At 70.8% G+C, this 24,652-nt stretch carries 12 protein-coding genes and 1 riboswitch; of the genes, 3 read left to right on the top strand and 9 right to left on the bottom strand.

The window, feature by feature from the left end:
* Positions 1–24: 24 nt before the first annotated feature.
* The 7 genes from ACTMS9_RS24910 to ACTMS9_RS24940 form a co-directional block, all read right to left on the bottom strand.
* A complete protein-coding gene (locus ACTMS9_RS24910) occupies positions 25–771 on the bottom strand; it encodes an amino acid ABC transporter ATP-binding protein (RefSeq protein ID WP_357616323.1) in 747 nt (248 codons plus the stop codon).
* Complete coding sequence (locus tag ACTMS9_RS24915; RefSeq protein WP_441149363.1) at positions 768–1,559, bottom strand: amino acid ABC transporter permease; 792 nt, start codon at positions 1,557–1,559, stop codon at positions 768–770. Before ACTMS9_RS24915 ends, ACTMS9_RS24910 begins: the two co-directional genes overlap by 4 nt.
* A 43-nt stretch (positions 1,560–1,602) precedes the next feature.
* Positions 1,603–2,463: an ABC transporter substrate-binding protein gene (locus ACTMS9_RS24920; RefSeq protein WP_441149361.1), complete on the bottom strand. Its 861-nt coding sequence runs from the start codon at positions 2,461–2,463 to the stop codon at positions 1,603–1,605.
* A 102-nt stretch (positions 2,464–2,565) separates the two neighbouring features.
* On the bottom strand, positions 2,566–2,715 hold the full coding sequence (locus tag ACTMS9_RS24925; protein ID WP_350795522.1) for a hypothetical protein: 150 nt from the start codon (positions 2,713–2,715) through the stop codon (positions 2,566–2,568).
* A 32-nt stretch (positions 2,716–2,747) separates the two neighbouring features.
* A riboswitch (SAM riboswitch) is annotated at positions 2,748–2,859 on the bottom strand.
* A gap of 223 nt (positions 2,860–3,082) precedes the next feature.
* Positions 3,083–3,259, bottom strand: a complete 177-nt coding sequence (locus ACTMS9_RS24930) for a hypothetical protein (protein ID WP_441166145.1) — start codon at positions 3,257–3,259, stop codon at positions 3,083–3,085.
* A 69-nt stretch (positions 3,260–3,328) separates the two neighbouring features.
* Entirely contained in the window at positions 3,329–4,048 is a 720-nt protein-coding gene (locus tag ACTMS9_RS24935) for an IS6 family transposase (protein WP_441166146.1), read from the bottom strand.
* Between the two features lie 212 nt (positions 4,049–4,260).
* Positions 4,261–4,566 carry a transposase gene (locus ACTMS9_RS24940; RefSeq protein ID WP_441166147.1) on the bottom strand — a complete coding sequence of 102 codons (306 nt, stop codon included), beginning with the start codon at positions 4,564–4,566 and terminating at the stop codon, positions 4,261–4,263.
* Between the two features lie 347 nt (positions 4,567–4,913).
* Between ACTMS9_RS24940 and ACTMS9_RS24945 the strand changes: the two genes are divergently transcribed.
* Positions 4,914–13,007, top strand: coding sequence for a SpvB/TcaC N-terminal domain-containing protein (locus tag ACTMS9_RS24945; RefSeq protein ID WP_441166148.1), 8,094 nt, complete (start codon positions 4,914–4,916; stop codon positions 13,005–13,007).
* A gap of 269 nt (positions 13,008–13,276) precedes the next feature.
* Entirely contained in the window at positions 13,277–21,484 is an 8,208-nt protein-coding gene (locus ACTMS9_RS24950) for a neuraminidase-like domain-containing protein (RefSeq protein WP_441166149.1), read from the top strand.
* Positions 21,485–21,661: 177 nt separating this feature from the next.
* On the opposite strand, the gene ACTMS9_RS24955 is transcribed toward ACTMS9_RS24950, so the two are convergent.
* Positions 21,662–22,210, bottom strand: a complete 549-nt coding sequence (locus ACTMS9_RS24955; RefSeq protein WP_441149356.1) for a hypothetical protein — start codon at positions 22,208–22,210, stop codon at positions 21,662–21,664.
* Between the two features lie 293 nt (positions 22,211–22,503).
* Here ACTMS9_RS24955 and ACTMS9_RS24960 point away from each other — a divergent pair, with 293 nt between their 5' ends.
* Entirely contained in the window at positions 22,504–23,001 is a 498-nt protein-coding gene (locus ACTMS9_RS24960) for a hypothetical protein (protein WP_441166150.1), read from the top strand.
* A gap of 762 nt (positions 23,002–23,763) precedes the next feature.
* On the opposite strand, the gene ACTMS9_RS24965 is transcribed toward ACTMS9_RS24960, so the two are convergent.
* Complete coding sequence (locus ACTMS9_RS24965) at positions 23,764–24,357, bottom strand: hypothetical protein (protein ID WP_441166151.1); 594 nt, start codon at positions 24,355–24,357, stop codon at positions 23,764–23,766.
* Positions 24,358–24,652 lie beyond the last annotated feature (295 nt).

A 24,652-nucleotide genomic window follows, 5' to 3' on the forward strand; every position in this document is an offset into this window, starting at 1 on the left:
CCCCGCCGGGGTGTCCGCCGCTGCTCAGAGCACCTGGGACAGGAAGCGGCGCAGCCGGGGGTGCTCCGGCGCCTCGAAGATCGCGGCCGGCTCCCCGGCTGCCAGGACCACGCCGTGGTCCATGAAGGCGACGGTGTCGGCGACCTCGCGGGCGAAGCCCATCTCGTGGGTGACCACCACCATGGTCATGCCGCCTGCGGACAGGTCGGCCATCACCGCGAGGACGCCCTTGACCAGTTCCGGGTCGAGCGCCGAGGTGGCCTCGTCGAAGAGCATCACCTGCGGTTGCAGCGCCAGCGCCCGGGCGATGGCCACCCGCTGCTGCTGCCCGCCGGACAGGTGCGCCGGTCGGGAGTCCGCCTTGCCGGCCAGCCCGACCAGCTCCAGCTGGGCGCGGGCGACCGCGGCGGCCTCGTCCTCGGAGAGCTTCCTGATCCGGCGCAGCGCCAATGTGATGTTGCGCAGCACGCTCATGTGCGGGAAGAGGTTGAACTGCTGGAAGACCATGCCGACCCGCTGGCGCAGCGCGTCCGGGTCGTCGCGCAGCACGCTGCGCCCGTCGAGCAGCACGTCACCCCGGTCCGGCTCGATCAGCCGGTTGATGGTGCGCAGCAAGGTGGACTTGCCCGAGCCGGAGGGGCCAATCACGCAGGCGGTGCCGCCGCGCCCGACGTCCAGGTCGGCGCCGCGCAGCACCCGGTTGGCGCCGAAGGCGAGGTGGACGTCCCGGACGGCGAGGCTGACCGAGGTGGTGGTGGCGGTGCCGGTCATCGGTGGTCCTTTCCGGTCTGCGGGGGCAGGGCGGTCTCGCCGGCCAGGGCCAGCCCGCCGTCGTCGTCGGGGTCGACGGTCACCGACCGGCCCTGGCGCAGCCGCCGGTCGATCCAGTTGACCGCGTGGGTCAGCGGCACGGTCAACGCCAGGTAGAACAGGCCGGCCAGCAGCAGCGCCGACTCGTTGCCGGTGGTGGCGGCGTAGTCCTGGCCGATCCGGAACAGTTCCCGCTGGCTGGCCACCAGGCCGAGGAAGTAGACCAGGCTGGAGTCCTTGATCAACGCGATCAGCTGGTTGACCCAGGCCGGCAGGACCCGGCGTACGCCCTGCGGGATGATCACCAGCCGCATCGCCTCACCCCAGGAGAAGCCGAGCGCCCGGGCCCCCTCGAGCTGCGCGGCCTCGACGCTCTGGATTCCGGAGCGGAAGATCTCCCCGATGTACGCGCCCGCGATCAGCGACAGCGCCAGGATGCCCAGCGGGTACGGGTTGGGTCCCCACACCTCCATGCCCAGCGGCGCCAGGCCGACACCGATGAGCAGGATGGTCGCCGCGGCCGGCAGGCCGCGGAAGACGTCCGTGTAGACCCGCGCCGGCCACCGCAACCATCGGGTACGTGAGATGCCGGCGATGGCCAGCAGCATGCCGAGGATCGAGCCGAGCAGGGCGGCGGAGATCGCCAGGATCAGCGTGTTGGGCAGCCCGACGGTCAGCATCTCGGGCAGCGCCTCGCGCATCGAGTCCCCGTCGAAGAAGGTCTCCCAGAGGTTGCTCAAGGTGTCCATCGGTCTCGTCCCCGTCCGCCCTGCTCGCTCGTCATCCGTACCGTCAGGAGGTGGTCGATGCCGACGCCGCCGGCAACGCGACGGTGCCGCTGCCGGGCTTGAAGTCGGCCGGGATCGGCCGGCCCGGGTAGTACTGCGCCTGGAGCCGGGTCCAGGTGCCGTCGGCGATGACCTCGTCGAGGCCCTTGTTCAGCGCCTCGCGCAGTTTGTCGTTGCCCTTGGCGAACGCGTACGCGGTGGGGGCGGGGCTGAGCTGCTTGGCCGCCACGGTGATCTTGCCGTTGCTGTCCGCCGCCGATTTCTCGCCGATCTCGGCGGGGGCGATCCAGGCGTCGGCGGTGCCGGCCTTGAGCTGGTTGATCGCGCCGTTGTAGTCGGGCACCCGGACCGGGTCGAGGTTCCGGCCGGTGGCGTAGTCGTCCTGCACCGTGCCCTGCACGACGACGACGCGCTTGCCGGCGAGCTGGTCGAAGCTGGTGATCGGGGAACCGGCGGGCACGTCGAGGCCGAAGTAGCCGAAGTCGTAGCCGTTGCCGAAGTCGACGGTCTTCTTGCGCGCCTCGGTGATGGTGATCGAGGAGCTGCCGATGTCGAACTTGCGGTTGTTGACCTGGGACAGCAGCGCGGAGAAGTCGGTCCCGACGAACTCCACCTTCAGGCCGACCTTCGCCGCGGCCGCGGTGAGCAGGTCGTTGTCGAAGCCGGTGAACGTGCCGTCCTTCAGGTACACGTTCGGCGGTGCGTCGGTCAGCGTGCCGGCGCGCAGCACGCCCGGCTGGAGCAGGCCGTAGGGGTTGTCGGCGGCCTCGGACGAGTCGTCGCCGCAGGCGGTCAGCGCGGTGGCGGCGAGGACGGCGGCGGCGCCGAGCGCGGCCACCTTGGACAGAGCGGGAAGGAATCGCACAGGTGTCTCCGGATCGATCGGTCGGCGGGCACACAGGCGCGCCGGGAGACGGCGTGCCGGACCGGCACACCGCTGCGGGTGGTACGAGGAAGGGGTCGTCGACTACGCGGTCGGGCGGCGACAGCCGTCGCTGCAGACCCGCATCAGGTCGACGTGTCGCCGCTTGACCAGCATCAGGCCGGCAGCCGGCGCGTCGGACGGGGCCGCGGGCACGGCGCCGCCGACGGGCGGGGCGAAAAGATCAGCAGACATGGTTCTCCTGGGTCGGTGCTGACCTGGGAACCAGGCCACGCTTGCACCGGTGCCACACCGGTGCCTGGTCCTCACCCGGAGCACCCCACCGTGGAGGAGGGTTGCCGGCCAGCGAGCCGGGGCTTGACGCTGGCGCTCATGACCTGCCGAGAAGGCTAGCAGCAGGGCCGGGCCGATCGTCCAGCCGTTATGACGGCCCTCACGTCCGCCCCTTACCGGTCACCGTCACCCGGGCGTCTCGAGGGGCAGTGCTCGCCACCACCGCGCTCGGCGGCGCAGGCCACCACGGCGGAATTGGCCGCCGCGCGCCGCACCAGCCGGTGCCAGGGTGGGGACACCGGCGCGCCCGTCGCCGTGCCGCACCGCGTCATCCGAGCTGCCGCTTGATCGGGTTGCCGTCCTGACGGCTGGTGCCCCGACCGCCAATCCGCGTCAGGTGCCGGTCGCTGAAAACCTTGTGGGGGAACTTGGTCACGAAGACCAAGTGGGCATGCAGGGCGAACGCACAGTGTCTGCCTGCCCGGATTCCATCGATATCACTCATAGACAAACGCTAGATGGTGCCGTTGCGTTATCTGATCGGGAGACGCGGTACGCCCGGGTCGGGTCCGCGTCAGATGACCCGGGCGAGGTCGCTGAACGCCGAAGCGACTCGGAGCTTGGGCTGACTGTCGAGCCCGAGTTCGTAGTGTCCGCGGCGGAGGTTCTGGATGAATGCGTGTCCGGCGATGATCACTTGTGCGGTCTGGTCGGTCCGGAGCCCGCGCATCGGTCGTAACCGGTGCTTGAGCTGACTGTGGTCGGCCTCGATCGGATTGTTGGCGTGCTGCTCGACGTGGTGCAAGGCCGAGGGGATCAGGTCGTCGAGCACGGCGGGGTAGACCGGGGTGGCGTCGGTGACGACTTCGCTGGGCGTCACCTTCAGCGCCTTCAGCGCCCGCTGGAAGAACCGCCGGGCCGCGGCGGCATCACGGCGGGCCGAGACGAGCACGTCAATGACCTGCCCGTGCTGGTCGATCGCGCGGTAGACGTAGCGCCACACGCCGTTGACCCTGACGTAGGTCTCGTCGACGAACCACCGATCACCGGGGGAGTGGCGGGCGAACCGGGCGGCGTCGGCCAGCAGCGGGGTGAACCGTTGTACCCACCGGAACACGGTGACGTGGTCGACCTCGACACCGCGCTCAGCCAGGAGTTCCTCCACGTCCCGGTAGGAGAGGCTGTAGCGCAGGTACCAGCGGACCGCGACGACGATCACCTCCGCGGGGAACCGGAACCCGGTGAACGCCGACTTCGGCGGCGACCAGGGACGACGAGGACTCGACCGCTTCACCCGTCAAGCCTGCCTCGGTCCCTGGACATGGACACGGGCAACGCAACAGACCCCTAGTGACTGCTGGTGGATCTCGGTGATCAGCCCGGTAAGCCAGGCGTCCCGCACCGAACGCGCCGACACGGGTCGGGTCAGCCACTCGTAGTAGCCCGAGCTCGACACGTTGACCACCCGACACGCCACCTCCCCCGAGATGCCTTCAGCGGCGGCCATCACCTTGACCGCCTCGTAGCGTCTTTTGGGGGCACCACCTTCCGTACCAACTCCATTGCACGAAGGGTGGCCTGCAACTTCATTTCAAGCTGGGCGATCCTGCGCTTCGCCGCGGCCAGTTCCTCTTTCTCCACGCTGTTCAGCCCCGGCACCAGACCACGGTCGATGCGGTCCTTTCGCCGCCAGGTGTAGATCGACTGACCGCTGATTCCCAGGTCCCGAGCTACGTCGGTCACCGACCGCCCGGCCTCGAGCAGATCCAAGACCTTGCGCTTGAACTCCGGCGGGTAGCCCCGTCGCCCCATGCCACTTTCCTCAACATCGAGTGACACAAGATCCCAACAATCCGCCTCCGCGCAACCGGGGCAGACTCTGCGGAGGGCCCGATGACGCGAACGGAGCTGGTTGGGGCGTTGGGCCTGCCGGTGCGAAGGTCGAGCATGGACCGAGTTGGAAACGTACTCCATGGACTTCCGGCTCTTGTCCAGGTAACGGACTGCCGGAGCGCGGGCGCATCATGAGCCGGAGCGCGTCAGCCACTCGGTCAGAGGTCTGTCAGACAGCTGACCCTGTCGAGACCGGGTATCGCCCGGAGACAATACTTTGCGCACGAGCGACTGCTGTCGCATCGCGTACAGCCGGGGAGGGTGTCGTGGACGAGGCCGCTCCGTTCACCGTCATCAGCACCGAGCTCGCCGATCTGCACGTCGCCCACGACGTCGACGTCGATCCCTTCACCGGTGCCGCCTCGGTCCGGGTGCCACTGCCGCTGACGGAGGGCCGGGCGGATCACGGTCCGTCGCTGGCCCTGTCCTACAGCTCCGGCGGTGCCAACTCGATCTTCGGGCTGGGCTGGTCCCTCGCCGGCATGACCCCTGTCACCAGGAGTTTGAGGCGGCGCCTGCCGAGCTATGACGACAGCGACGGCTACCGCTACGGCGACTGCGATCTCGTCCCCGCGCTCGAGCCGGCCCAGCCGTCCGGGTGGCGGCGGCGGACGGCGACGGTTGGGCCGTACAGGGTGCAGTTCTTCCACACGCGCGCGGACATCGGGCCCGTCCGGCTGGAGCGATGGGTGCGCGCCGACGGCGAGCAGCACTGGCGGATGCGTGACCGGCACGACGTGGTGACGGTCTTCGGCCGGCAGGCCACCGCGCAGATCTCCGATCCGGACCAGCCCGAGCGCGTCTACGCCTGGCTGCCCCAGTCGCGCCACGACTCGCACGGCAACGTCGTGCACTTCGTCTACCGGGCCGAGGACCAGGCCGGGGTGGTGCAGTGCACCTCGGCCGCGCGATCGCACTCGCGCCGCGACGGCTGGCCGCAGCGGCATCCGGCGAGCGTCCGCTATGGCAACACCGTCCCGTTCGGACCCGACGAGGCGGTGCCTCAAGGCAACTCCTGGCTGTTCGAGGCGGTCTTCGACTACGGCGACCATGCCGACGACCGGCCGCTGCCGTCAGGGACGTGGCCGGCGCGGCTCGACCCGTTTTCCTCGTACCGGCCGGGGTTCGATCTTCGCACCCACCGGCTGTGCCGCCGGGTGCTGATGTTCCACCGCTTCGCCGAGCTAGGACCGCAGGCCGCGCTGGTCGGCGAGACCTCCTTCGGCTACGACGAGCAGCCGGCGGGCACGACGCTGGTCCGGGTCGTCCACACGGGGGTACGCCATGACGGCGGCGCCGTCTCGCGCCGCTCGCTGCCCCCGCTGGAGTTCGCCTACTCGGCCGCGCAGGTGACGGCGGACTTCGCCGACGTGCCGGCCGACTCGCTGCGAAACGCGCCGCACGGGCTGGCCGAGCCGGGCAGCCGCTGGATCGACCTGCACGGCGACGGGCTGCCTGGGTTGCTGACCGAGACCCCCGACGCCTGGTACTACAAACCCAACGACGGTGGCGGCCGGCTCGGGGCGCAGGTGCTGCTGGCCGCCCGGCCCACCCGGGCCGGGGCGAGCGCCAGCCTCGGCGACTTCGACCGCGACGGCAACACCGACCTGGTCAGCGTGTCCGGTCGCTGGGCGGGCGCGGCGTCGCTGGACCGCACGACAGGCCGCTGGTCCGGACACCGCCCGTTCGCGGCGATGCCCCGCACCGACGGCCTGGCGCGGCCGGGCACCTGGCTCGACGTCGACGGTGACGGCCTGGCCGAGCTGCTGGTCGCGGGCGCTTCCGGGCTGACATGCTATTCGGGGCAGGCGCGCGGCGGGCACGGTTTCGGCGCACCGGCCGGGGTGGGCCGCAGCGCGGGCGTTGACGCGCCGCCCGCCGTGCTGGAAGCGCCGGAGAAGGGCCTGTTCCTCGTCGACATGAACGGCGACGGGCTGGTCGACCTGGTGCAGGTGCGCAACGGCAGCGTGCGCTACTGGCCGCAGCTGGGCCACGGGCGGTTCGGCGACGTGGTGACCATGGACGGCGCCCCGGTCTTCGAGCCCGACGGCGGGTTCGACCCCGCCCGGCTGCGCTTCGTCGACCTCGACGGCAGTGGCACCGCCGACCTGATCTACCTCGGCCGGGGCGAGCTGCGCCGCTGGATCAACGCCGCCGGCAACGGCTTCCTCCCGCTGCCCGCCATGCAGGGGATGCCCTACCTGGACCGGCTCGCCGCGGTCGACGTGCTCGACTTCCTGGGCGACGGCCGCCCCTGCCTGGTGTGGTCCTCCCCCCTGCCCGGCCAGTCCGCCCCCGTGCGCTGCGCCCCGCTGGCGGGTCCGGTGCCCCCCCGGCTGCTCACCGGCGTCACGAACTCGGTGGGCGGCGAGATCCGGCTGCACTACGGCTCGTCGGTGCGGCACCTGGTGCGCGATCGCGCGGCGGGCCGGGACTGGCACACCAGGCTGCCCCATCACCCGGTGGTGGTCGACCGCCGCGAGCTGCTGGACCACGTGCTCGGCCAGCGGGCCGTCAGCCGGTACGACTACCACGACGGTCACTTCGACGGTGACGAGCAGGAGTTCCGCGGATTCGCCCTGGTTGACCGCTATGACGCGGACACCGCCGCGGACCCGCTGGCCGAGGGTGACCCGGTGGCCGTCTCCTGCGTGCGCACCTGGTCGCACACCGGCGCCGCCGACTGGCACCGCAGCCTCGCGGACGGCTACCGCGCCGATCCCGGGCTGGTCACCCTGCCATCGGCGACCGTGGCGGAGTCCGGCGTGCTGGACGCGGACGACGTCGCGGCGGGCCTGCGCGGCCTCGCCGGCCGGGTCGTCCGTGTCGAGACGTACGCGGTCACCCCGTCGGGCGAGCGCGCTCCGCATCCCTGCCACGTGACGCAGACGCACCACCGTGCCCGGCTCCTGCAACCGGGCACCCCGCCGGGGCGAGGCCCGGCACAGCCCGCGGTGCTGCGCACCCACGTCCGCGAGACCGTGCACCACGTCTACGAGCAGCAGCCGTTCGACCCCCGCGTGACGCACCAGGTCAACGCCGAGGTCGACCAGTACGGCACGGTGCTGCTCGCCGTCGAGGTGGGCTGCCCCCGCCGCCCGGGTCCGGACCGGCTCCCGCCGCAGGCCACGGCGGTGGCGACCGCCCAGCAGCTGCACGTCATCAACATCGACATGGCCGAGCGGTTCGAATGCGGCCTGCCCGCCCAGGGCACCGGCTTCGAGCTGGCCCTGTCTGGCGCGGCGCCCGGTGACACCTGGCCGGTCGACGCCCTCATCGCCGCGGTCACCGCAGCGGTGGCGAGCCCGCTCCTGCCGCACCAGCCGCTGCCCCCGCCCGCGACGGCACCGGCACCGCGTGGCTCCGGTCCGGTGGTGACGGCGCGCGTCGCCGGCCGCACACGGCACAGCTACTGGTCCACCGACCGGGCCTCGGCACTGCCGTCGGGCCAGGTCGGCGCTCCGGCGCTGCCGCACCACGTGGAGATCGCCTGCTTCACCCCGGCCCAGGTGACCGGGGCGCTGAACACTCCTGATCGGACCAGGGTCGACGACTCGCTGCTCAACGGGCTCGGTTACCGGCTGCGAGAGGGCTTCTGGTGGCGGTCGGAGCCCGTCCGCACGCATACGCCCGCGGCGGAGTTCGCCCAGCCCGCGGGCACGATCCGGTGGGACGGGGCGACGGAGGTGCTGCGCTACGACGCCTACCACCTCGAGCCCGTCGAGCAGGTCGACTCGGCCGGAAACCGCAGCTCGGCGGCCGTCGACTATCACCTGTGCACCCCGAAGCGGTTGACCGACCCGAACGGCGCCGTCGAGGAGGTGCGCCACGACCCGCTCGGCGTGATCGTGGCGCGCGGCAGCCGGGGCAGCGTCCTGGCCCTCGGCAGCACGGGTGCCGGGTCAGGCGCGAGTGCCGGGTCAGACGGCACAGTTGGTGGGTCAGGTGGCGCGACGGTCCTGCCCTACGGTGACGGTCCACTTCCGATGGTGGTGTCCTGGCCCTCCGGCGACCCGGCCGACGTGGTCGACGCCCTGCTCGCCGACGCGGGCGCCGTGCTCGGCGCGGCCGGGCTGGACCAGGCCGGGGAGGTCACCGCCTACGACGTCGGCTCCTGGAACCTGGGCATCGCGCCGAGAATGGTGCGGGTGGCCAGGGAGCGCCTGGTCCACGACGGAACCGGCCCGCCCACCGCACCAGGCGTGGGAGACACGCCCACCGCACCCGGCACGGGCACCGCATCCGGCGCGGGCGAGTCCGGCCGCAGGCAGGTCTCCGTGCTGCATCTCGACGGCTTCGGCCGCGCCGCGCAGGCAAAGTCGCTGATGTCCGCCGGTCGCTGGCTAACCTCGGGCACGATCACGCACGACGCCCGCCAGCATCCCGTCCGCGAATACGAGCCCTGGTTCAGCGCCACCCCGGACCTGGAGACCACCCTGGTGGGGGTCGCCCGGTCACATGGCTACGACGCGGTGGGCCGCGTGGTCCGGGTCGACGAGCCCGACGGCAGCCACGCGCGCAACGTGTTCTTGCCGTGGCAGAGCAGCCACTACGATCGCAACGACACCGTGCAGCAGTCGCTCTACCGGGTGTCCCGGGAGGCCCTGCCCGATGGCGAGCCGGCAAAGGAGGCGCTGCGCACGGCGCAGGAGCACGCCGGCACCCCGCTGGTGGTCATGCTCGATCCGCTCGGCCGCCAGGTGCGCCAGGTCGAGAACACCGGGGCCGAGTTCGGCGCGTCAGCCCAGGACGTGGTTACCCAGACCAGGCTGGACGCCCACGGCGAGCCGTGGCAGGTCATCGACCCGCGGGGCATCGTGGCGCTTACCTACACCCGTGACCTCGACGGCAGGCTGCTGCACCAGCACAGCGCCGACGCAGGCGAGGTGTGGCTGCTGCCCGACGCGGCGGGCCGCCCGGTGCACCGCTGGGACGGTCGCGGCGTGCACCTGCGCACCACCTTCGACAACCTCGACCGCCCCATCACGGTGCGCCTGGACGACGGCTCCGGGCAGGCGAGCCGCCTGATCGAGGACATGCTCTACGGCGAGGATCCGGGCATCGCCGACGCCGCCGCCCGCAACGCCCGGGGCCGCCTGATCAGGCACCGCGACCAGGCAGGTGTGCTGGTCGTGACGCACTACACGCCGGACGGCGCGCTGATGCGCAGCACCCGGCAGCTGTGCGCCGACTACGTCACCGGGCCAGATTGGGCCGACCCGGCCTCGGTGCTGATGGACCCGACCGTGCACGTCACCGAGCAGGGCTTCGACGGGCTGGGACGGGTGCTGTGGCGGGTGCTGCCCGACGGGACCCGACGCGGTTTCGACCACGCGCCGGAGGGGGGCGTCACGCGCGTACGGCTGGCCCTGCTCGACGGCTCTGCGCCCGAGCAGACGCTGCTGTCGCAGGCGGTCTACAACGCCCGCGGCGATCGCACCAGCGCGGTGCTCGGCAACGGGGTGCGGCTCAGCCACGACTTCGACCCGGAGACGTTCCGCACCACCCGGATCACCGCCGACCGCCCCGACGGCACGCCGCTGCAGGACCTGGCCTACACCTACGACCCGGTCGGCAACCTCATTCACAGCGTCGACCACGCGCAGCAGCCCTTGGCGGTCACGCCCCTGCTGACCGGGTCGACCGCGTCGACGCACAGCGACTACCGCTACGACGCGCTCTACCGGCTCGTCTCGGCCACTGGCCGGGTGCACCAGGCGCTGCTCGAACCCGATTACAGCGCGGGCTCGTTCACCCCGGGCGGCTACCGGGGCACCCGGCATCTGAGCCTCAACAACGGCCAGGCCGTCGAGCGCTACACCCAGAACTACACCTACGACCTCGCCAACAACCTGACCCGGCTGCGCCATCAGGGTGTCAGCCGCGGCTGGACCACCGACTTCTGGACCTCGGGCAGCTCCAACCGATCACTGCCCAGCCTCGACCCGGCCGGCGTGCCGATCGCCGACCCGGAGCGGCACTTCGACCCGGTGGGCAACCTGAGCAGGCTCTCCCACCTGGCCGCCGTCGAGTGGGGGCACGAGAACCAGGTACGGCACGCGGTAATCGTGGACCGGTCTGCGGCCAACCGGCCCGACGACGCGGAGTACTACACCTACGGCGCGGACGGCCTGCGGGTGCGTAAGGTGAGCCAGCGCGTCGTCGACGTGCAGACCGGCGAGGTCGAGACCGTCGACAAGGTCTACCTCGACGGCTGCGAGATCGTCCGGATCCGCCGTGGCGGGCGGCTGGTGCTCGAACGGATCTCGTCCCACGTCGACGACGGGGATCAGCGGGTGGCCGTCGTGCACCGCTGGACCGTGGACACCGCCACCCGCGAAGTGCAGCCCGCTCCGTCCGGCGCGGCCGTGCTGCGCACCCGCTACCAGCTCGGCGATCAGATGGGTTCGGCGGTTCTGGAGCTCGACGGCGGCGGGGGCGTCGTCAGCTACGAGGAGTTCTTCCCGTACGGCGGAAGTTCCTTTCTCGCCGGTGACGACCTGCGCGACGTGGGCGCCAAGGACCACCGCTTCCGGGGTGCCGAGCGCGATGACCTGACCGGCCTCTACTACGGGGGCCACCGCTACTACGCGGCGTGGATCGGGCGCTGGCTGAGCCCGGATCCGCTCGGCCCGGCGGACTCGCTCAACCACTACGAGTACTGCCGTTCCAATCCGATCGTCTACCGCGACCCCGACGGCCTCGCCTCGATAAAGCGCGCTCCGGCGAAGGCGGCCAAGAAGGCCGGCGCACCTCCGGCGCGTACGAATCTGGAGAGCGTGCTGCGCAACCAAATCGCAGACATGAAGCCACCGTATCGTGCGCTCGCCGAGCGTGTGCTCAAGGACATGTCCGGTGACCTGTCCACGGCCACCGCTGCGCGGTTGACCGTCACCACCACCGTGGTCAACGGGGAGACGACCGAGACTGTCACGCTGGATGTCGCGTACGGCACGCCGCAGCCGTGCGCCGAGGTCGGCGAGCTGGGCGCGGTGATCGTGCCGCCACCGGCCAAGCGCCCGCCAGCCCCTGCGGCAGCCGCGCCGCCGCCCGCGCCACCCGGGCAGCCGCCGTCGTCCGCTCCGGCGGCAACGGCGTCCGACGCCCCGAACGCGGTGCCCGCGCAGGACCCCAACCTCGGTGGCGCGACCCCGTCGCCTCAGGCCGCGCAGGCTCCGGAGGAGAGCGCCGAGGACCTCGACGACCTCGACGGCGCCTCGGTGCCGCAGGATCTGGGGCTGACCCCGGAGGATCTGGCGGAGCTCGAGTCGTTGGACCCGGCCGACCTTGCGCTGCTGGAGGACCTGCTGGCCGAGATGGAGGGCGCGTCCGGAGCCGGCGAGCCTGGCGACGAGAGCGTGCCCGTCGAGGATGGCCTGGAGTCCGCCGGCGACGGCGTGCCGCTGGTGGGCTCGGTCGAGTCGGGGTGGCGGCTGGAGGTCGATCCGTCCGAGCCGGCCGACGACCAGCTCGACGGCGAGCAGGAGGGGCGGCCCCGCGGACTGCGGGACGACTTCTTCGACGGCTTCCTGGACGAGGCGCTGGAGCAGGTGACGGACGCGATCGTCGGCGTGTTCGTCAGGAGGGTCGACCCGACCGCCCCGGCACGCGGGTTCGCGCAGCTCGGCGTGCAAATCAGCGAGACCTACCACGAGGAGGGTGGCGGCGGCTACGGCGTGCTGGGTGTGGTCAACATGTTCAACCCGCTGTCCCTTGCTCTGCGCGCTGGCTACACCTCCGACCAGGAGGCCGAGCAGGCCCTCTACCTGAACTCGCTAGGTGACAAGGAGGCCGCGGCGGCGCACGCTAAGGCGAGCGGCCAGGCCTACGCCAACGTCGTGATCCAGTCGATCTATCTCGGCATGCTGGCGGGCGGCGTGTCCGCCGTGGGCAAGGGGAAGGGGAAGGTCGTCGGCAAGGGCCAGCCCGGCGACGCGGGCGCGCACGGCAAGGTCAAGCCGACTGCCCGCAACACCGGCCTCGACTCGCACCACATGCCCCAGGCCGCGCGGAACTTCGCGCCCCGGGCCAAGGGCGGCGCGATGCTGGCGTGGCGCAAATTCCACAAACTCACCCGCACCTACGGGTGGAAGGGCCTGATCACCAAGATCAAGGAACGCAACCTGCCGTTCCGCCAGACCCTCACCCGGGACTTCTACGACCTGCGCAAGATCAGCAGGGAGCAGAAAGGGTCCACGCGTTACTTCAACAAGGGCATGCTGGAGCTGCTCGAGTACTACCGCAGCGGGCCCACGAAGGCGATCAAGGATCGGATGCTCCCGCCCAAGCAGCGCGTCCTGCCGAAGAAAGAGCTGAACTACCTCAAGAAGAACCACCCCAATCTATTCCTCAATTTCTGACATCACCTCTGAGATCTCCACCTCTGAGCCGGGACCGTGACATGACGATGCAGCCCAGGAACTCCGACGATCTGCCGCGCCCCCGACCGGCCGGCAGCGGTGCAGGCCACGGCGGAACGGAGCAGGGCGGTCCTGGCCGGATCATCAATCCAGACCAGGGCGGTCCAGACCTCAGCGGTCCGGAGCGCGGCGGTCCAGCGCCGGGTCCTGACAGCGGTGGTCCAGGGCAGAGCGGGCGGATCAATCGTGACCGGCTGGCCGAACGGCAGTTGCGGCAGCGCGAGGACCGGCGCGGCCTCGCGGTCGAGCTGGTCCGTACGGCAGGACTCGACGACGAGGTGGCCGCGAGGCTCATGACGAGCAACCCGGACCCGGTCGACCTGACCGGCCGGGCGCTGCGCCCGCTCGTCGAGTCGGGGCAGCTCAGCGCCGCGCAGGCCGCCAACCTGCACCTGCTCAACGGCATCGTCGGGCTCACCGACGGGCAGACCGCGCTCGGCGCGGTGATCCTCAAGGCCGAGCTACCCGGTCGCGGGGAGCCGCCCCGCACCCTGCGCGAGCTGGCCACCCTGGACAGCGGCGACTGGGCCGGCCTGATTACCCGGTCGGGGATCACCCCGCCGCGTGAGCTCTCCGTGCGCGGCTACGCCGACACGCTGCGGACCCGGTTCGAGCGGATCTTCCCCGGCGAGGCGCTGGCCGCCCGGCTCGCCCCCGACCTCAAGCATGTCGCGGAGGACCTGAACGCCGGCAAGGACGAGACGGCGAGGGCACGGCTGCGGCGACTGTGCGCGTCGTACCCGGGACTGGGCCTTGACCAGGTGCTGGCCGACGAAAAGCTGTCCCCCCGGCAGAAGGTCGAGCACATCGGCGCGGGCATCGACGGGTTGCGCCGGGTGCGCGAGGCGAACCCGGACGTGGAGCTGCTGGCGCTGGACCTGGCACCGGGCAGCGGCGACCTCGCCGGGCTGAACCTGAAGGTGCTCGACGAGCGCGACCGGGACGGCGTGCTCGCCACCCTCAAGGCGCATCAGCGCGTCTACCAGCTTTCCTCCGATGTGGAGGATGCTAGGACCCTGCTTGCGTCGGGCCTGGACAGCGGAGTCGCGGTGGCGCGTCTGACCCTGCAGGACCTCATCGACCGCACCGGCCTGCCACCGGACGTGGCGGAGCTGCACCACCACAAGGCCGCCCGGATGCTGTCCACCGTCACAGGGCTCTTCGGCGGCATCCTCGACCTCGAGGTGTCGGCACCCGCGACGGCGGCAATCGCGGGGACCGGCACGGCGACCAGCCCGCCGCCCGGGGTGCTCGACTACCTGCGCACCCTCGACGGCTACCGGGAGCTGTTCGGCAGCCAGGCCGCCTGCGACTGCGGTCACTGCGAGTCGATCCTGGGACCACCGGCCTACTTCGCCGACCTGATGCTGTTCGTGCAGCGGCACGTCTCCGACAGCGTCTTCGCCGGCGCGCGCGCAGGCCATCCGCTGCACCTGCGCACCCGGCGCCCGGACCTGTGGACGACGCCGCTGACCTGCCAGAACACCTCGACGATGATCCCGTCCCTGGACATCATCAACGAGATCCTGGAGAACTACACCGCCACCAGCCGCGGGCACATCGGCAGCCTGGCGGATCGGACCGCGGTGCGCCACGCCGTCTACGCCCAGGCGCTGGCCGTGTCCCAGGAGTCGCTGCGGCTGCCGTTCAGCCTGCCGACCCAGCGGGTGCGGGTCTATCTCGGCGACGGCGACGTCACCCGCTCCGACGTGGTGCTGGCCACCGGCGCGCCGGCCCGCGCCCAGGTCGCCGCGCGGCTTGAGCTGTCCGATCAGGACTATCATCTGATCGTCACGCCGGACGTGGATCTGGTGTCGCTACGGGCCCGGTACGGCCTGCCGCTGGTGCCCGACCAGGCCGGTGTGGTGCCCGGCTTCGACGCGCAGGAGCTGGTGCGGGCGGCCGAGGTGACCCGCGAGGAGCTGGGCGCGCTGCTGGCCACTAGGTTCGTCGGCGCCGCCGGGGCGGCCGTCACGATCCGAGCCGAGAAGACGAGCGCGGCGAGCGTCCAGCACGACGTCGAGCGGGTGCACGGGCTCACCGCCGCCGCGCTCGACCGGCTGCACCGCCTCATCCGCCTGTGGCGCAGCCTCGACTGGGGCGTCGGCGAGCTCGACCTGGTGCTGACCCAGCTCGCCGTCACCACGCTGACCCCCGACGAGTTGGCCTTGGTCGCCACCCTCCAGGACGTGCAGCTGCGGCTGGAGATCCCCGCCGCCGAGGTGTGCGCGCTGGCCGGTGCGCTGCCGCGGGTGCCCGCCGAGCCGGGCGCGCCGTCGCTGTTCGACCGCCTGTTCAACCTGGCCGCGTTCGTGGCGCAGGACGGCGCCTACCCCAAGGACACCACCACGTTCCTGCACCCGGCACTGCGCGGGGCGGCCACCGCGCCGATCGCCGGCCTCACCCAGCACCGGTTGCAGACCGCGCTGGGCGTCACCGAGTCCGAACTGCTCGTGATGATCTACGGGTTGAAAGCCGAGCTGGACGTCGATCCCGCCGCGACCGACCCGGCCGCCCGCGCCTTCACCCTCACCGCCGCGCACCTGTCCGCCCTCTACCGGCACGCCCGCTTGGCCCGGCTGCTCGGCCTGTCCGTCGTGGAGCTGCTGCGCCTGCTGTCGCACACCCCCGCGACCACCCCGCCGGCCGCCGACGCGCACCGCCCCGCCGCCGGGCTGACCGGCCTCACGGCCCTGCTCGACCAGCACCGGTGGTGGTCCGGCAGCGGCCGGACGCTCGACGACCTGGACGTGCTCGCCGACCGGGCACCGGTCGATCCGAGCCGCTACCCCGACCCGGCCGCGCTGGTCACCGGACTGCTCACCGAGACCGCCACCGAGCAGGCCCTGTCCTTCGCCGACACGGTCCTAGGCTTCCTCGACGGGGTCACCGAGGACAGCTCGCGGGCGGTGATAGCGGCCAACCCGACCCGGTTCAGCCCGGCCGGGACCGGCCGCTTCCGGCTCGCCGACGACTTCGACCTCGACACGCCGCTGACCATGCCGGCCGGGGTGACGCTGGTCCCCTCGGACGTGCGTGACCTGCTCACCGCCTTCCACCCGAGCGCGGTGCTGTCGACCAGGCTCGCCGGTCGCCTGCGGCTGCCGGTGGAGACGGTCCGCACCCTGTTGGAGCTGCTCCAGGCCGACCTGTCCGCCGGGGCGCTGCCGGCCGCCCTGCACGGCACCGCGTCACCGGCCGCGCTGGTCACGCTGGTCACCGAGCTGGTGCCGCTGATGGTGCTGTTCGCGCCGCCGAGGCTGGACACCGCGGCGGTCGGCTTCATCGCCGCGCACCCGGCCACGGTCGGGCTGACCGACCCCCGGCACATCGGCATGGCGACGGTACGGGCGCTGACCGTGGTCACCGCCGCGGGACCCGACGCCACCGCCCTCGACGCCCTGGAGGTGCTGGCGTCGTACACGCAGGCGGGTGGCTTCGCCGCAGCCGACCCGGCGAAGCTGGCCAGGGTGGTGGCCGCCCCGGTGGGGCTGCTGCCGGGCCTGCTGCGCGCGCTGACCCCGCCCACCGGCGGCAGCCAGCCCGCGATCGAGAGCGCGGCGGCCCTGCACCGGCTGGCTGAATGCGCGGCGCTGGCGCAGCGGCTCGGCGTCGGCGGCGAGACGCTGGCCCTGATCGGCTCGGCGAGCTACGGCGACCTGGACGCCGCCGCGGACGCGCTGCGGGCCGGCATCCACGCCCGCTTCACGCAGGCGCAGGCGGCCGAGCGCATCGAGCCGTTGCAGGACGTGCTGCGCTCACGGTGCCGGGATGCCCTGGTCGACTTCCTGATCCACTCGTCGTTCCCGCAGTTCACCACGCGCAACGATCTGTACCAGCACTTCCTGATCGACGTCGAGCTGGAGGGCTGCGTCCGCACCTCGCGGGTGGTCTCGGCGGTCTCGAGCGTGCAGCTCTACGTGCACCGCGTCCTGATGAACCTGGAGTCCGACCGGCGGGCGCCGTCGGACCCCGCGCACGTAGCGGTGTCACCGGGCGCCATCCCGGCCGACGAGTGGGCGTGGCGGCGCAACTACCGGGTCTGGGAGGCCAACCGCAAGGTCTTCCTGTGGCCGGAGAACTACCTCGAGCCGCACCTGCGCGACGACAAGTCACCGCTGTTCGCCGAGCTGGAGACGGCGCTGCTGCAGAGCCCGGTCGACGAGCAGAGTGTGCTCGACGCCTACGCCTCCTATCTCGCCGGTTTCGAGGAGCTGGCCGGGTTGCAGATCACCGGCAGCTACCACGACAAGGACCCGGCCGGGCGCACCGACGTGCTGCACCTGATCGGCGTCAGCTCCGCCGACCCGGCGGTCTTCTACCACCGGGCGGTCCGCAACGCGCACTACGGCGTCAGCGAGACTGACCGCGGCACCGTCTGGGAGCCGTGGCGCAAGATCGACGTCCAGATCGGATCTCGCCACGTCGCGCCCATCGTGGTGCGCGGCCGGCTGCACCTGTTCTGGAACGAGTGGACCACCAAGCCGAAGAGCCGGATCGTCGAAGGCGACTCGGTCTTCTCCGCCTACCTGCACACGATGGCGTTCAAGTGCACCACCCTGCGGCTGGATGGCAGCTGGTCGGCACCGCAGCGGATGAGCCTGCAGAACGTGTACCCCTTCATCAGCGACGGGATCTTCGAGGAGACCGTCTACAGCAATTTCACCACCGATCTGGACCCGCTCGGGCGGACGCACCAGGAGCCGATCGAGGACTACCGGCCGCGCGGCTTCGCCTACGACGTGGTCTACCCCGGCTTCACCGACTTTGGCAGGCTGAAGGTCGGCTCGGTCGGCTTCCAGATGGAGGCCTACGTCGACCTGCGCACCCGTGCCTGCGCCGACGCCTGGGATTCCTTCGACCCGGCCGAGGCCGGTCTGGCGCACGTCTACGCCTACCGGGGCGGCGGGCCGCGCACGCTGAGCCGGCTCACCAAGGCGCACTTTCCCTCCGGATTCGACATCCGGTCGATGTACCTCGACGGAAACAAGCTGGACGGCCTACGCGGCGTGGCCTACACGCCCGGCGAGTTCGTCGAGCGCGACTTCGGCCCGCTGCCGATCCTGACCCTGCCGCCGGGCGCGAACCTCCAGCTCGTCAACGGTTCGCTGAGCGACGCCCTGATCGACGTCGCCGGGGACGTCCTGCTGCTGCAGGGGTCGGTGCGGCCCGCGCCCGGCTACCTGCTGCGCCGGGTCGGCACCACGCTGGCTCCCGCGCTGGCCGAGACACTGTTCCTGGGCGGTGTGGACGGGCTGCTCGACACCGCCCACCAGCTCAGCCTGGCTGAGGCGGCACTGCCGGTGTCCGACCTGCACGACGTCGCCGGGGACGTCGCGGCCGGGAAGGTCGACTTCACCGGGCCGTACGGGACCTACTACCGGGAGATCTTCTTCCACATCCCGTACCTGCTCGCCAACCATTTGAGCAGCCAGCAGCGCTTCGGCGCGGCGCAGCGCTGGTACCACTACCTGTTCGACCCGACCGCGAACGAGACCATCACGGTGCCGGGCGGCGTGAGCCCGGCCGAGCGCGCCCACCGCGAGCTCGACCGCAACTGGCGCTACCGGGAGTTCCGCGGGCTGGACGTGCCGGCGCTGCGTGCGATCCTGACCGACCCACAGGCCATCGAGGCCTACCAGCGGGATCCGTTCAACCCGCACGCCATTGCCCGGCTGCGGCTGAGCTCCTACCAGAAGAACATCGTGATGAAGTACGTGGACAACCTGCTTGACTGGGCTGACAGCCTGTTCGCGCAGTTCACCACGGAGTCGATCAACGAGGCGACGCTGCTCTACGCGACCGCGCAGGCCATTCTGGGCGAGCGCCCGGCGCGGCTCGGCGACTGCGGCGACGGAGCCGTCGTCCCGAAGACCTACGAGGCCATCCTGCCCCTGCTGGAGAAGGGTTCGCAGTTCCTCGCCGAGCTGGAGACCACGGTCGTCGGCCGGCAGGGCAGGCTCAAACACCAGCAGCGCCGCGACACCGACGAGCTGGTGATGAGCCTGGACGACGAGCCGGAACACCGCCGGGTGCGGAACGTCGCCGCCGCCTCGGCGGCCTCGGCCGAGCAGACGGCGGCTGCCACGCAGGACGGGAGGAAGGTCAAGGGCACCAGCGACGTGTACGGCTGGCGCCGCGCGACGATCGCCCGCTGGGAGCCGGCCGGCACGGCCGAGCAGCCGCAGCTGGACCACATCCTGGTCAAGAACGGCAGCTCGGCGGTGGCCGGGCGCTTCGGCTGGAGCATCGTCACGCAGGTGAGCCCGGTGTTCTGCGTGCCCGCCAACCCGGAGCTGGGCCGGCGCTGGGACCGGGTCGAGGAGCAGCTTTTCAAGATCCGCAACTGCCTTGACATCACCGGCGCCCGGCGACAGGTCGCCCTGTTCGCGCCCGAGATCGATCCGCGCCTGCTGGTGCGCGCCCGCGCCGCCGGGCTCTCCCTCGACGACGTGCTCGGCGCGACCGCCGGCAACCTGCCGCCCTACCGGTTCCTCTACCTCGTCGACCGGGCCAAGGCGCACGCGGCGCTGGTGCAGTCGTTCGGATCGGCGCTGCTGGGCGCGCTGGAGAAGAAGGACGTCGAGGAGCTGACCCAGCTGCGCGCCATGCAGCAGCAGAACCTGCTGAAGCTGGCCAGCCAGGCCCGCCAGTGGGAGATCTCGGCGGCCGACGACGCCATCGAGGTGCTGGCCCGCCAGCGCACCGCCGCCGAGTACCGCCGGGACTACTACCAGGGCCTGGCCGACCAGAACCTCATCCCCTCCGAGCAGCAGCAGTCCGACTCCCGCATCGCCGCCTCTGGTCTGCAGAAGGCCGCCGGCGCGATGGACCTGATCGCCGCTATCACGCACCTGGTCCCGCAGGCAGGCGCGCCGACGGCGATGAAGTTCGGTGGCATGGAGGTCGGCCACAGCAGCGCCCGCTTCTCCGACGTGCTGCGCACCATGGCGAGCATGTACGAGGCCGACGCCGCCGCAGCGGGCCTGCGCGCCAACTTCGAACGCCGCCGCGAGGGCTGGCTGCACCAGACCAAGCTCATCCACCACGAGCTGGGCCAGCTCGACAAGCAGCTGGAAGCCGCCCGCATCCGCCGCGACATCGCACAGCGGTCACTGGAGCTGCACGAGGCGAGCATCGCGCAGGCCGACGAGGTGTTCGCCTTCTACGGTGAGAAGTTCACCGGGCTGGGCCTCTACACCTGGCTCGCGAGCACGCTGCAGCGCGCCTACCGGGAGGCCTACAACGGGGCCTACGCCATGGCCCGCCTGGCCGAGCAGGCGTTCCGCTTCGAGCGCGGCGACGACACCAGCACCCTGCTCGACGTGTCCTACTGGGACGCCGGCCGGGTCGGTCTGCTGGCCGGCGAGCGGCTGCTCGTCGACCTGCAGACGATGGAACGCCGCTTCATTGAGACGAACTACCGCACCCTCGAGGTCGACCAGGCGTTCTCGCTCACCATGCTCGCCCCCCAGGCGCTGGTGAAGCTGCGGGAGAAGGGCACCTGCGACTTCAGCGTGGACGAGTTCCATCTGGACCTGCTCTATCCGGGCCACTACCGGCGGAAGGTCAAGTCGGTGCGGCTGACGATCCCATGCGTCACCGGGCCGTACACCAATGTCAGCGCGACTCTGACGCTGCTCGGCAGCTCGCTGCGCCGGGAGCCGAAGACGGCGCCGACGGCGGTGGTGGAGGTGCCGCTGCGCCGCAGCGTGTCGATCGCGACGAGCACCGCGCAGCAGGACGCCGGGGTGTTCGAGTTCAGCTTCCGCGACGAGCGCTACATGCCCTTCGAGGGCGCGGGCGCGGCCAGCAGGTGGCGGCTGACCCTGCCGAGCACGCTGCGGGCGTTCGACTACCGCACCATCACCGATGTCATCCTGCACGTCACCTACACGGCGGAGTCCGAGGAGCTGCTGCGGCAGCGGATGGAGGCGCCCGTGACCGAGGCGGGCAGCCTGCTGCACCGGCTCAAGAACACGCCCATGACCAGGGTGCTCAGCCTGCGGCACGACTTCTCCTCGGCGTATCGGCGGCTGCTGGCGAGCCCCGCCGGCACGGTGGTGCCGCTGCGGATGGGGCCCGAGCACTTCCCGATGTACCTCGACCGCAAGGCGATCACCCCGGCCGGGGTCTCGCTGGCGCTGGTGCCCCGAACCGGACACGCGCCCGGATCGGTGACCCTGGCCGTGGACGAGGTGGCGACGAGCCAGTTCCCGCCGGCGACCGCGCTCGGCGGGCTGCCCACGGCCGACGTGACGGCGGCGTTCGGCGCCTCGCTGGTGGGCACCCACACGCTCGCCGTGGTCAATCCCGGGGCGCTCGGCGTGGTGGACCCGGTGCCGGGTGACGTCGCCGTCATCGATCATGACCTGCTGGAGGACGTGCTGCTCGTGCTCACCTACACCGCGGCTTGATCCGGACCAGCCTGATTCGAAGGCAGGGCCCGCGACCGGCCTGCCCCGCGGCCTGGTCTGGCGGCACGTGCCCGGACCAGGCGGTCCGGCACGTGCCGGCAAACCGCCCGGGAGATCGGGCAAACCGGGCTAACCTGCGGTTACGGCCGACAAACCGATCGCCGATTACGCTGGGTGCTATCCGGCAGCTGGTGCAAACAGCCGCAACAGGTCGGCCTGTTCCTGCTTCACTGTCAGCAGTGGATTGTTCGGCCGGGGGTAGATTTCCGCAGTGGCCCACTGGGCAGCCTTCACGCTCGACCCCGTGCCTATACACACGCCTCGGGCAAGCAGCTCGCCGCGCACCTGCCGGGCATCGAAAAAGTAGACGGAGGCGATACACCACGGGCGGGTGCTGCCGCGCGAGGACAAGAGCGCTGATGCCGGCCCCGCCAGTACCAGGTAGTGGTCGAGCGTCTCCGAGTCGGTCAGGTCGAGTAGGCCTTCACGCTTGAGGTACCACTTCACGTTGACGGTTCGTCCTTGAAGCGGGCCCGACGTGAATCGGCCGTCGATCCCGGGAGCTACCGCCGAGGCTTCGAGCTCGATCCCGAAGATCTTCGCCGCGATCCACTCGCCGAGATGTCCGGCGGTCATCGGGCGTTGGATGATCGCGGCGATCTGTTCATCGAGAGCGTTGCGCCGAGACAGGATCTCTGCAATCTGCGCAACACGTCGATCGTTCATAGGGGAAGAATGCCACGAGAGTGACCGAGTGGGGGACGGCCTATCAGCTGGTTGAGTGAACGCAGCGACTCGAAGCCCGAGACGCCTGCAGCCCCAACTTTAGCCCTCCACTCAACGCCCGCTCCACCATCCGTCGTGGTACGGCGCAGCCACCCGACGCCGTCGGGCGGTACCCTCATGGGCCTGCTGCCGTACCTCAACCAGCTGCACCTAGCCGCCGTTCATACGTTGCACCGATGGGGCGCACCATGGATGACATAGTTCGATCGACATTTTCCAGCGCAATGTCGGGGGTGTCCGACGAGCTCTCGCGAATGCCCCTCAGCCTCTGGAACGAATCCGTCTTCCGGTATTTCTTCTGTCGCAGTCTCGCAGAGGCCCACCCCGACGTCACGCAGTTCGTGGAGTGCGACCGGATCGACCTGGTGTTGCACCACGCCAAGGAGAAGGCGTTCATCGAGTTCAAGCTCTACCTGCACGCGCCAAAGTTTGATCCATACACAGGCGGTCGGTCGGGCTTCAAAGGCGGACCGGGCCGCAAGAACCTGTCTGAGTTCTGCCGATGCGTTGATCAACTTTACGGTCGAAAATCGATGCACGGATTGTCCAAGTACATTGTCCTTGTCTACGCCGACCCGACCGCCGAGAGCACTCCCGGGAAAAGGTACTCGGCCCACTACGACGACTACGCCCACTGGGACGAAAAGATTACTCTTGAATTGTTGGCGTCTGCGGAGCCTGTCGAGTCCCGTCACGACCGAGTCCAGGCCAAGCTCTTCGCCGTTCGGTAGGCAACGCCAAGCACACGTCGTAGCCACGCCGAGGTCAGCGGGTGGGGTGATCATCGGGGGTGACGGTAGCCGCGGGAGGCTCACCTACGACTTTCGCCAACAGCCGCCGCCGTTGATGCTGCTCGACATCCCCGCTGAAGGTTGGGACGCAGCGATCTACCAGGCCCCGAGCTGCCGCCCTGATAGCCCAGTTCCCAACAGGAGGTTGGCGCTTCGACGCAGAGCTGGCGTTGCCGGTAACGGGCTTCTTCGCTTGTGCCCCCTATCTTGGAGGCAGTTTGGAAGCAGGCGCTGGTGGCGCAGACCGTTGCTGGCAGACGGTCTGCGTGACAGAGATCGAGATCGTCGGCTTCCCGCGGCAAGGGCTGCCGCCAACGACACGGCCGCAGCCCTTGCCCTTGGTTGAGGCGCTGCATACCCACCGTTGATGTGGTCAGCAGCATCCCGAACCTGCCACCCTGGGGGCCGTCCTCACCGCCTACAGGGCCCGCCGCGCCGCCTAGCGCCTCGCCCCCGGCGCTGACTGGCCCGACGCCGGGCTGTTCTTCTTCCGCCCCGACGGCCAACCGTGGCACCCCGACTCGGTCACCCCCACCCCTGCCGCCGCCTCGTCAGACAAGCCGGGCTGTCACCCACTCGACTGCAGGACCTGCGCCACGCCACCCTCGCCCTCGACGCCGGCGTCGACATCAAAGTCGTCTCCGGCCAACGCAGCCACTCCACCACCACCACCTCACCTGCGACACCTACCATCAGCACAGATCAATCCCCCTGGAGGCGGCTCAGGAACTCATCCACCAGGTGGGGCTTGGTGTCATCCATTCGGGTCCGAGTGCCCGAGGTGAGGCCACCGGCCTGGCCGCCACATGTGTAGATCAGAGGTACCGGTGGCTGGTCCGGGTAGCGCAGCACGAACGAGTGCTGGTGGGTGTATCCGATCATGGGGCAGGCCTCGCCCATTGGCTCTGGGGCGGCATCGGGCCACCAGCCGCTGTGTCGCTGCTGCCAGTGCCGCCAGGACTGGTTGCGGTCGGGTAGTCGGTTGAGCAGGGCGACGAAGTCGGCGGCCCCGGCGTGCAGCACCCGCTGACGCGGCGGATCGGCAACCCTGCGGCCCGGGATATGCAGCGCCGTGGGCGTCGTGCATAGCAGAACCTCCGTTGCGCCGGGCGGCACCAGCGAACCATGGGCGTCGACGAACTGGTGCCGCTCCTCGATGACCGGGCAGCCGTCCGATCCGAGCGGGATCTCATACGGAGTGCCTGCCACGGCCGGCCAGGGCGACGCGGTGCGCCGGACCCAGGCGGTCGTGACCACACCTGCGGCCACCGCGACCACCGACACCACGATGACCACCGCCCAACGCCGGCGCGGGCTCCACGTCGTCACTGGCCACCTCCAGCTCGGCGAATGCCAACGAGGCTAGACTGCCGATCCAGGCAAACGTGCAGCGGCAGATGAGACGAACCGCCGCTCAACTGAGCAGCGTTCAGCAGAAAGCAGCGAGTGCATCGGCGGCCGGCGCGAACGTACATGGGGAACCTCAGAGGACCAGCGCCGACACTGCGCCCTAGTACTCCAACGTCACTTGGCCTGTCTGCGCTGGTAGTGGGATCGGCGGGCTCGGGCTTGGGATGTTCGCCGCCAGATC

Origin of the sequence: Micromonospora sp. L31 (assembly GCF_052068075.1) — a bacterium.
Classification (GTDB): Bacteria; Actinomycetota; Actinomycetes; order Mycobacteriales; family Micromonosporaceae; genus Micromonospora; species Micromonospora purpureochromogenes.

Excerpts from the sequence above, each read along its gene's own strand:
- ACTMS9_RS24930 (WP_441166145.1), bottom strand. The coding sequence starts at position 3,259 with ATGAGTGATATCGATGGAATCCGGGCAGGCAGACACTGTGCGTTCGCC.
- ACTMS9_RS24925 (WP_350795522.1), bottom strand. The coding sequence starts at position 2,715 with ATGTCTGCTGATCTTTTCGCCCCGCCCGTCGGCGGCGCCGTGCCCGCG.
- ACTMS9_RS24940 (WP_441166147.1), bottom strand. The coding sequence starts at position 4,566 with ATGGGGCGACGGGGCTACCCGCCGGAGTTCAAGCGCAAGGTCTTGGAT.
- ACTMS9_RS24910 (WP_357616323.1), bottom strand. The coding sequence starts at position 771 with ATGACCGGCACCGCCACCACCACCTCGGTCAGCCTCGCCGTCCGGGAC.
- ACTMS9_RS24955 (WP_441149356.1), bottom strand. The coding sequence starts at position 22,210 with ATGAACGATCGACGTGTTGCGCAGATTGCAGAGATCCTGTCTCGGCGC.
- ACTMS9_RS24915 (WP_441149363.1), bottom strand. The coding sequence starts at position 1,559 with ATGGACACCTTGAGCAACCTCTGGGAGACCTTCTTCGACGGGGACTCG.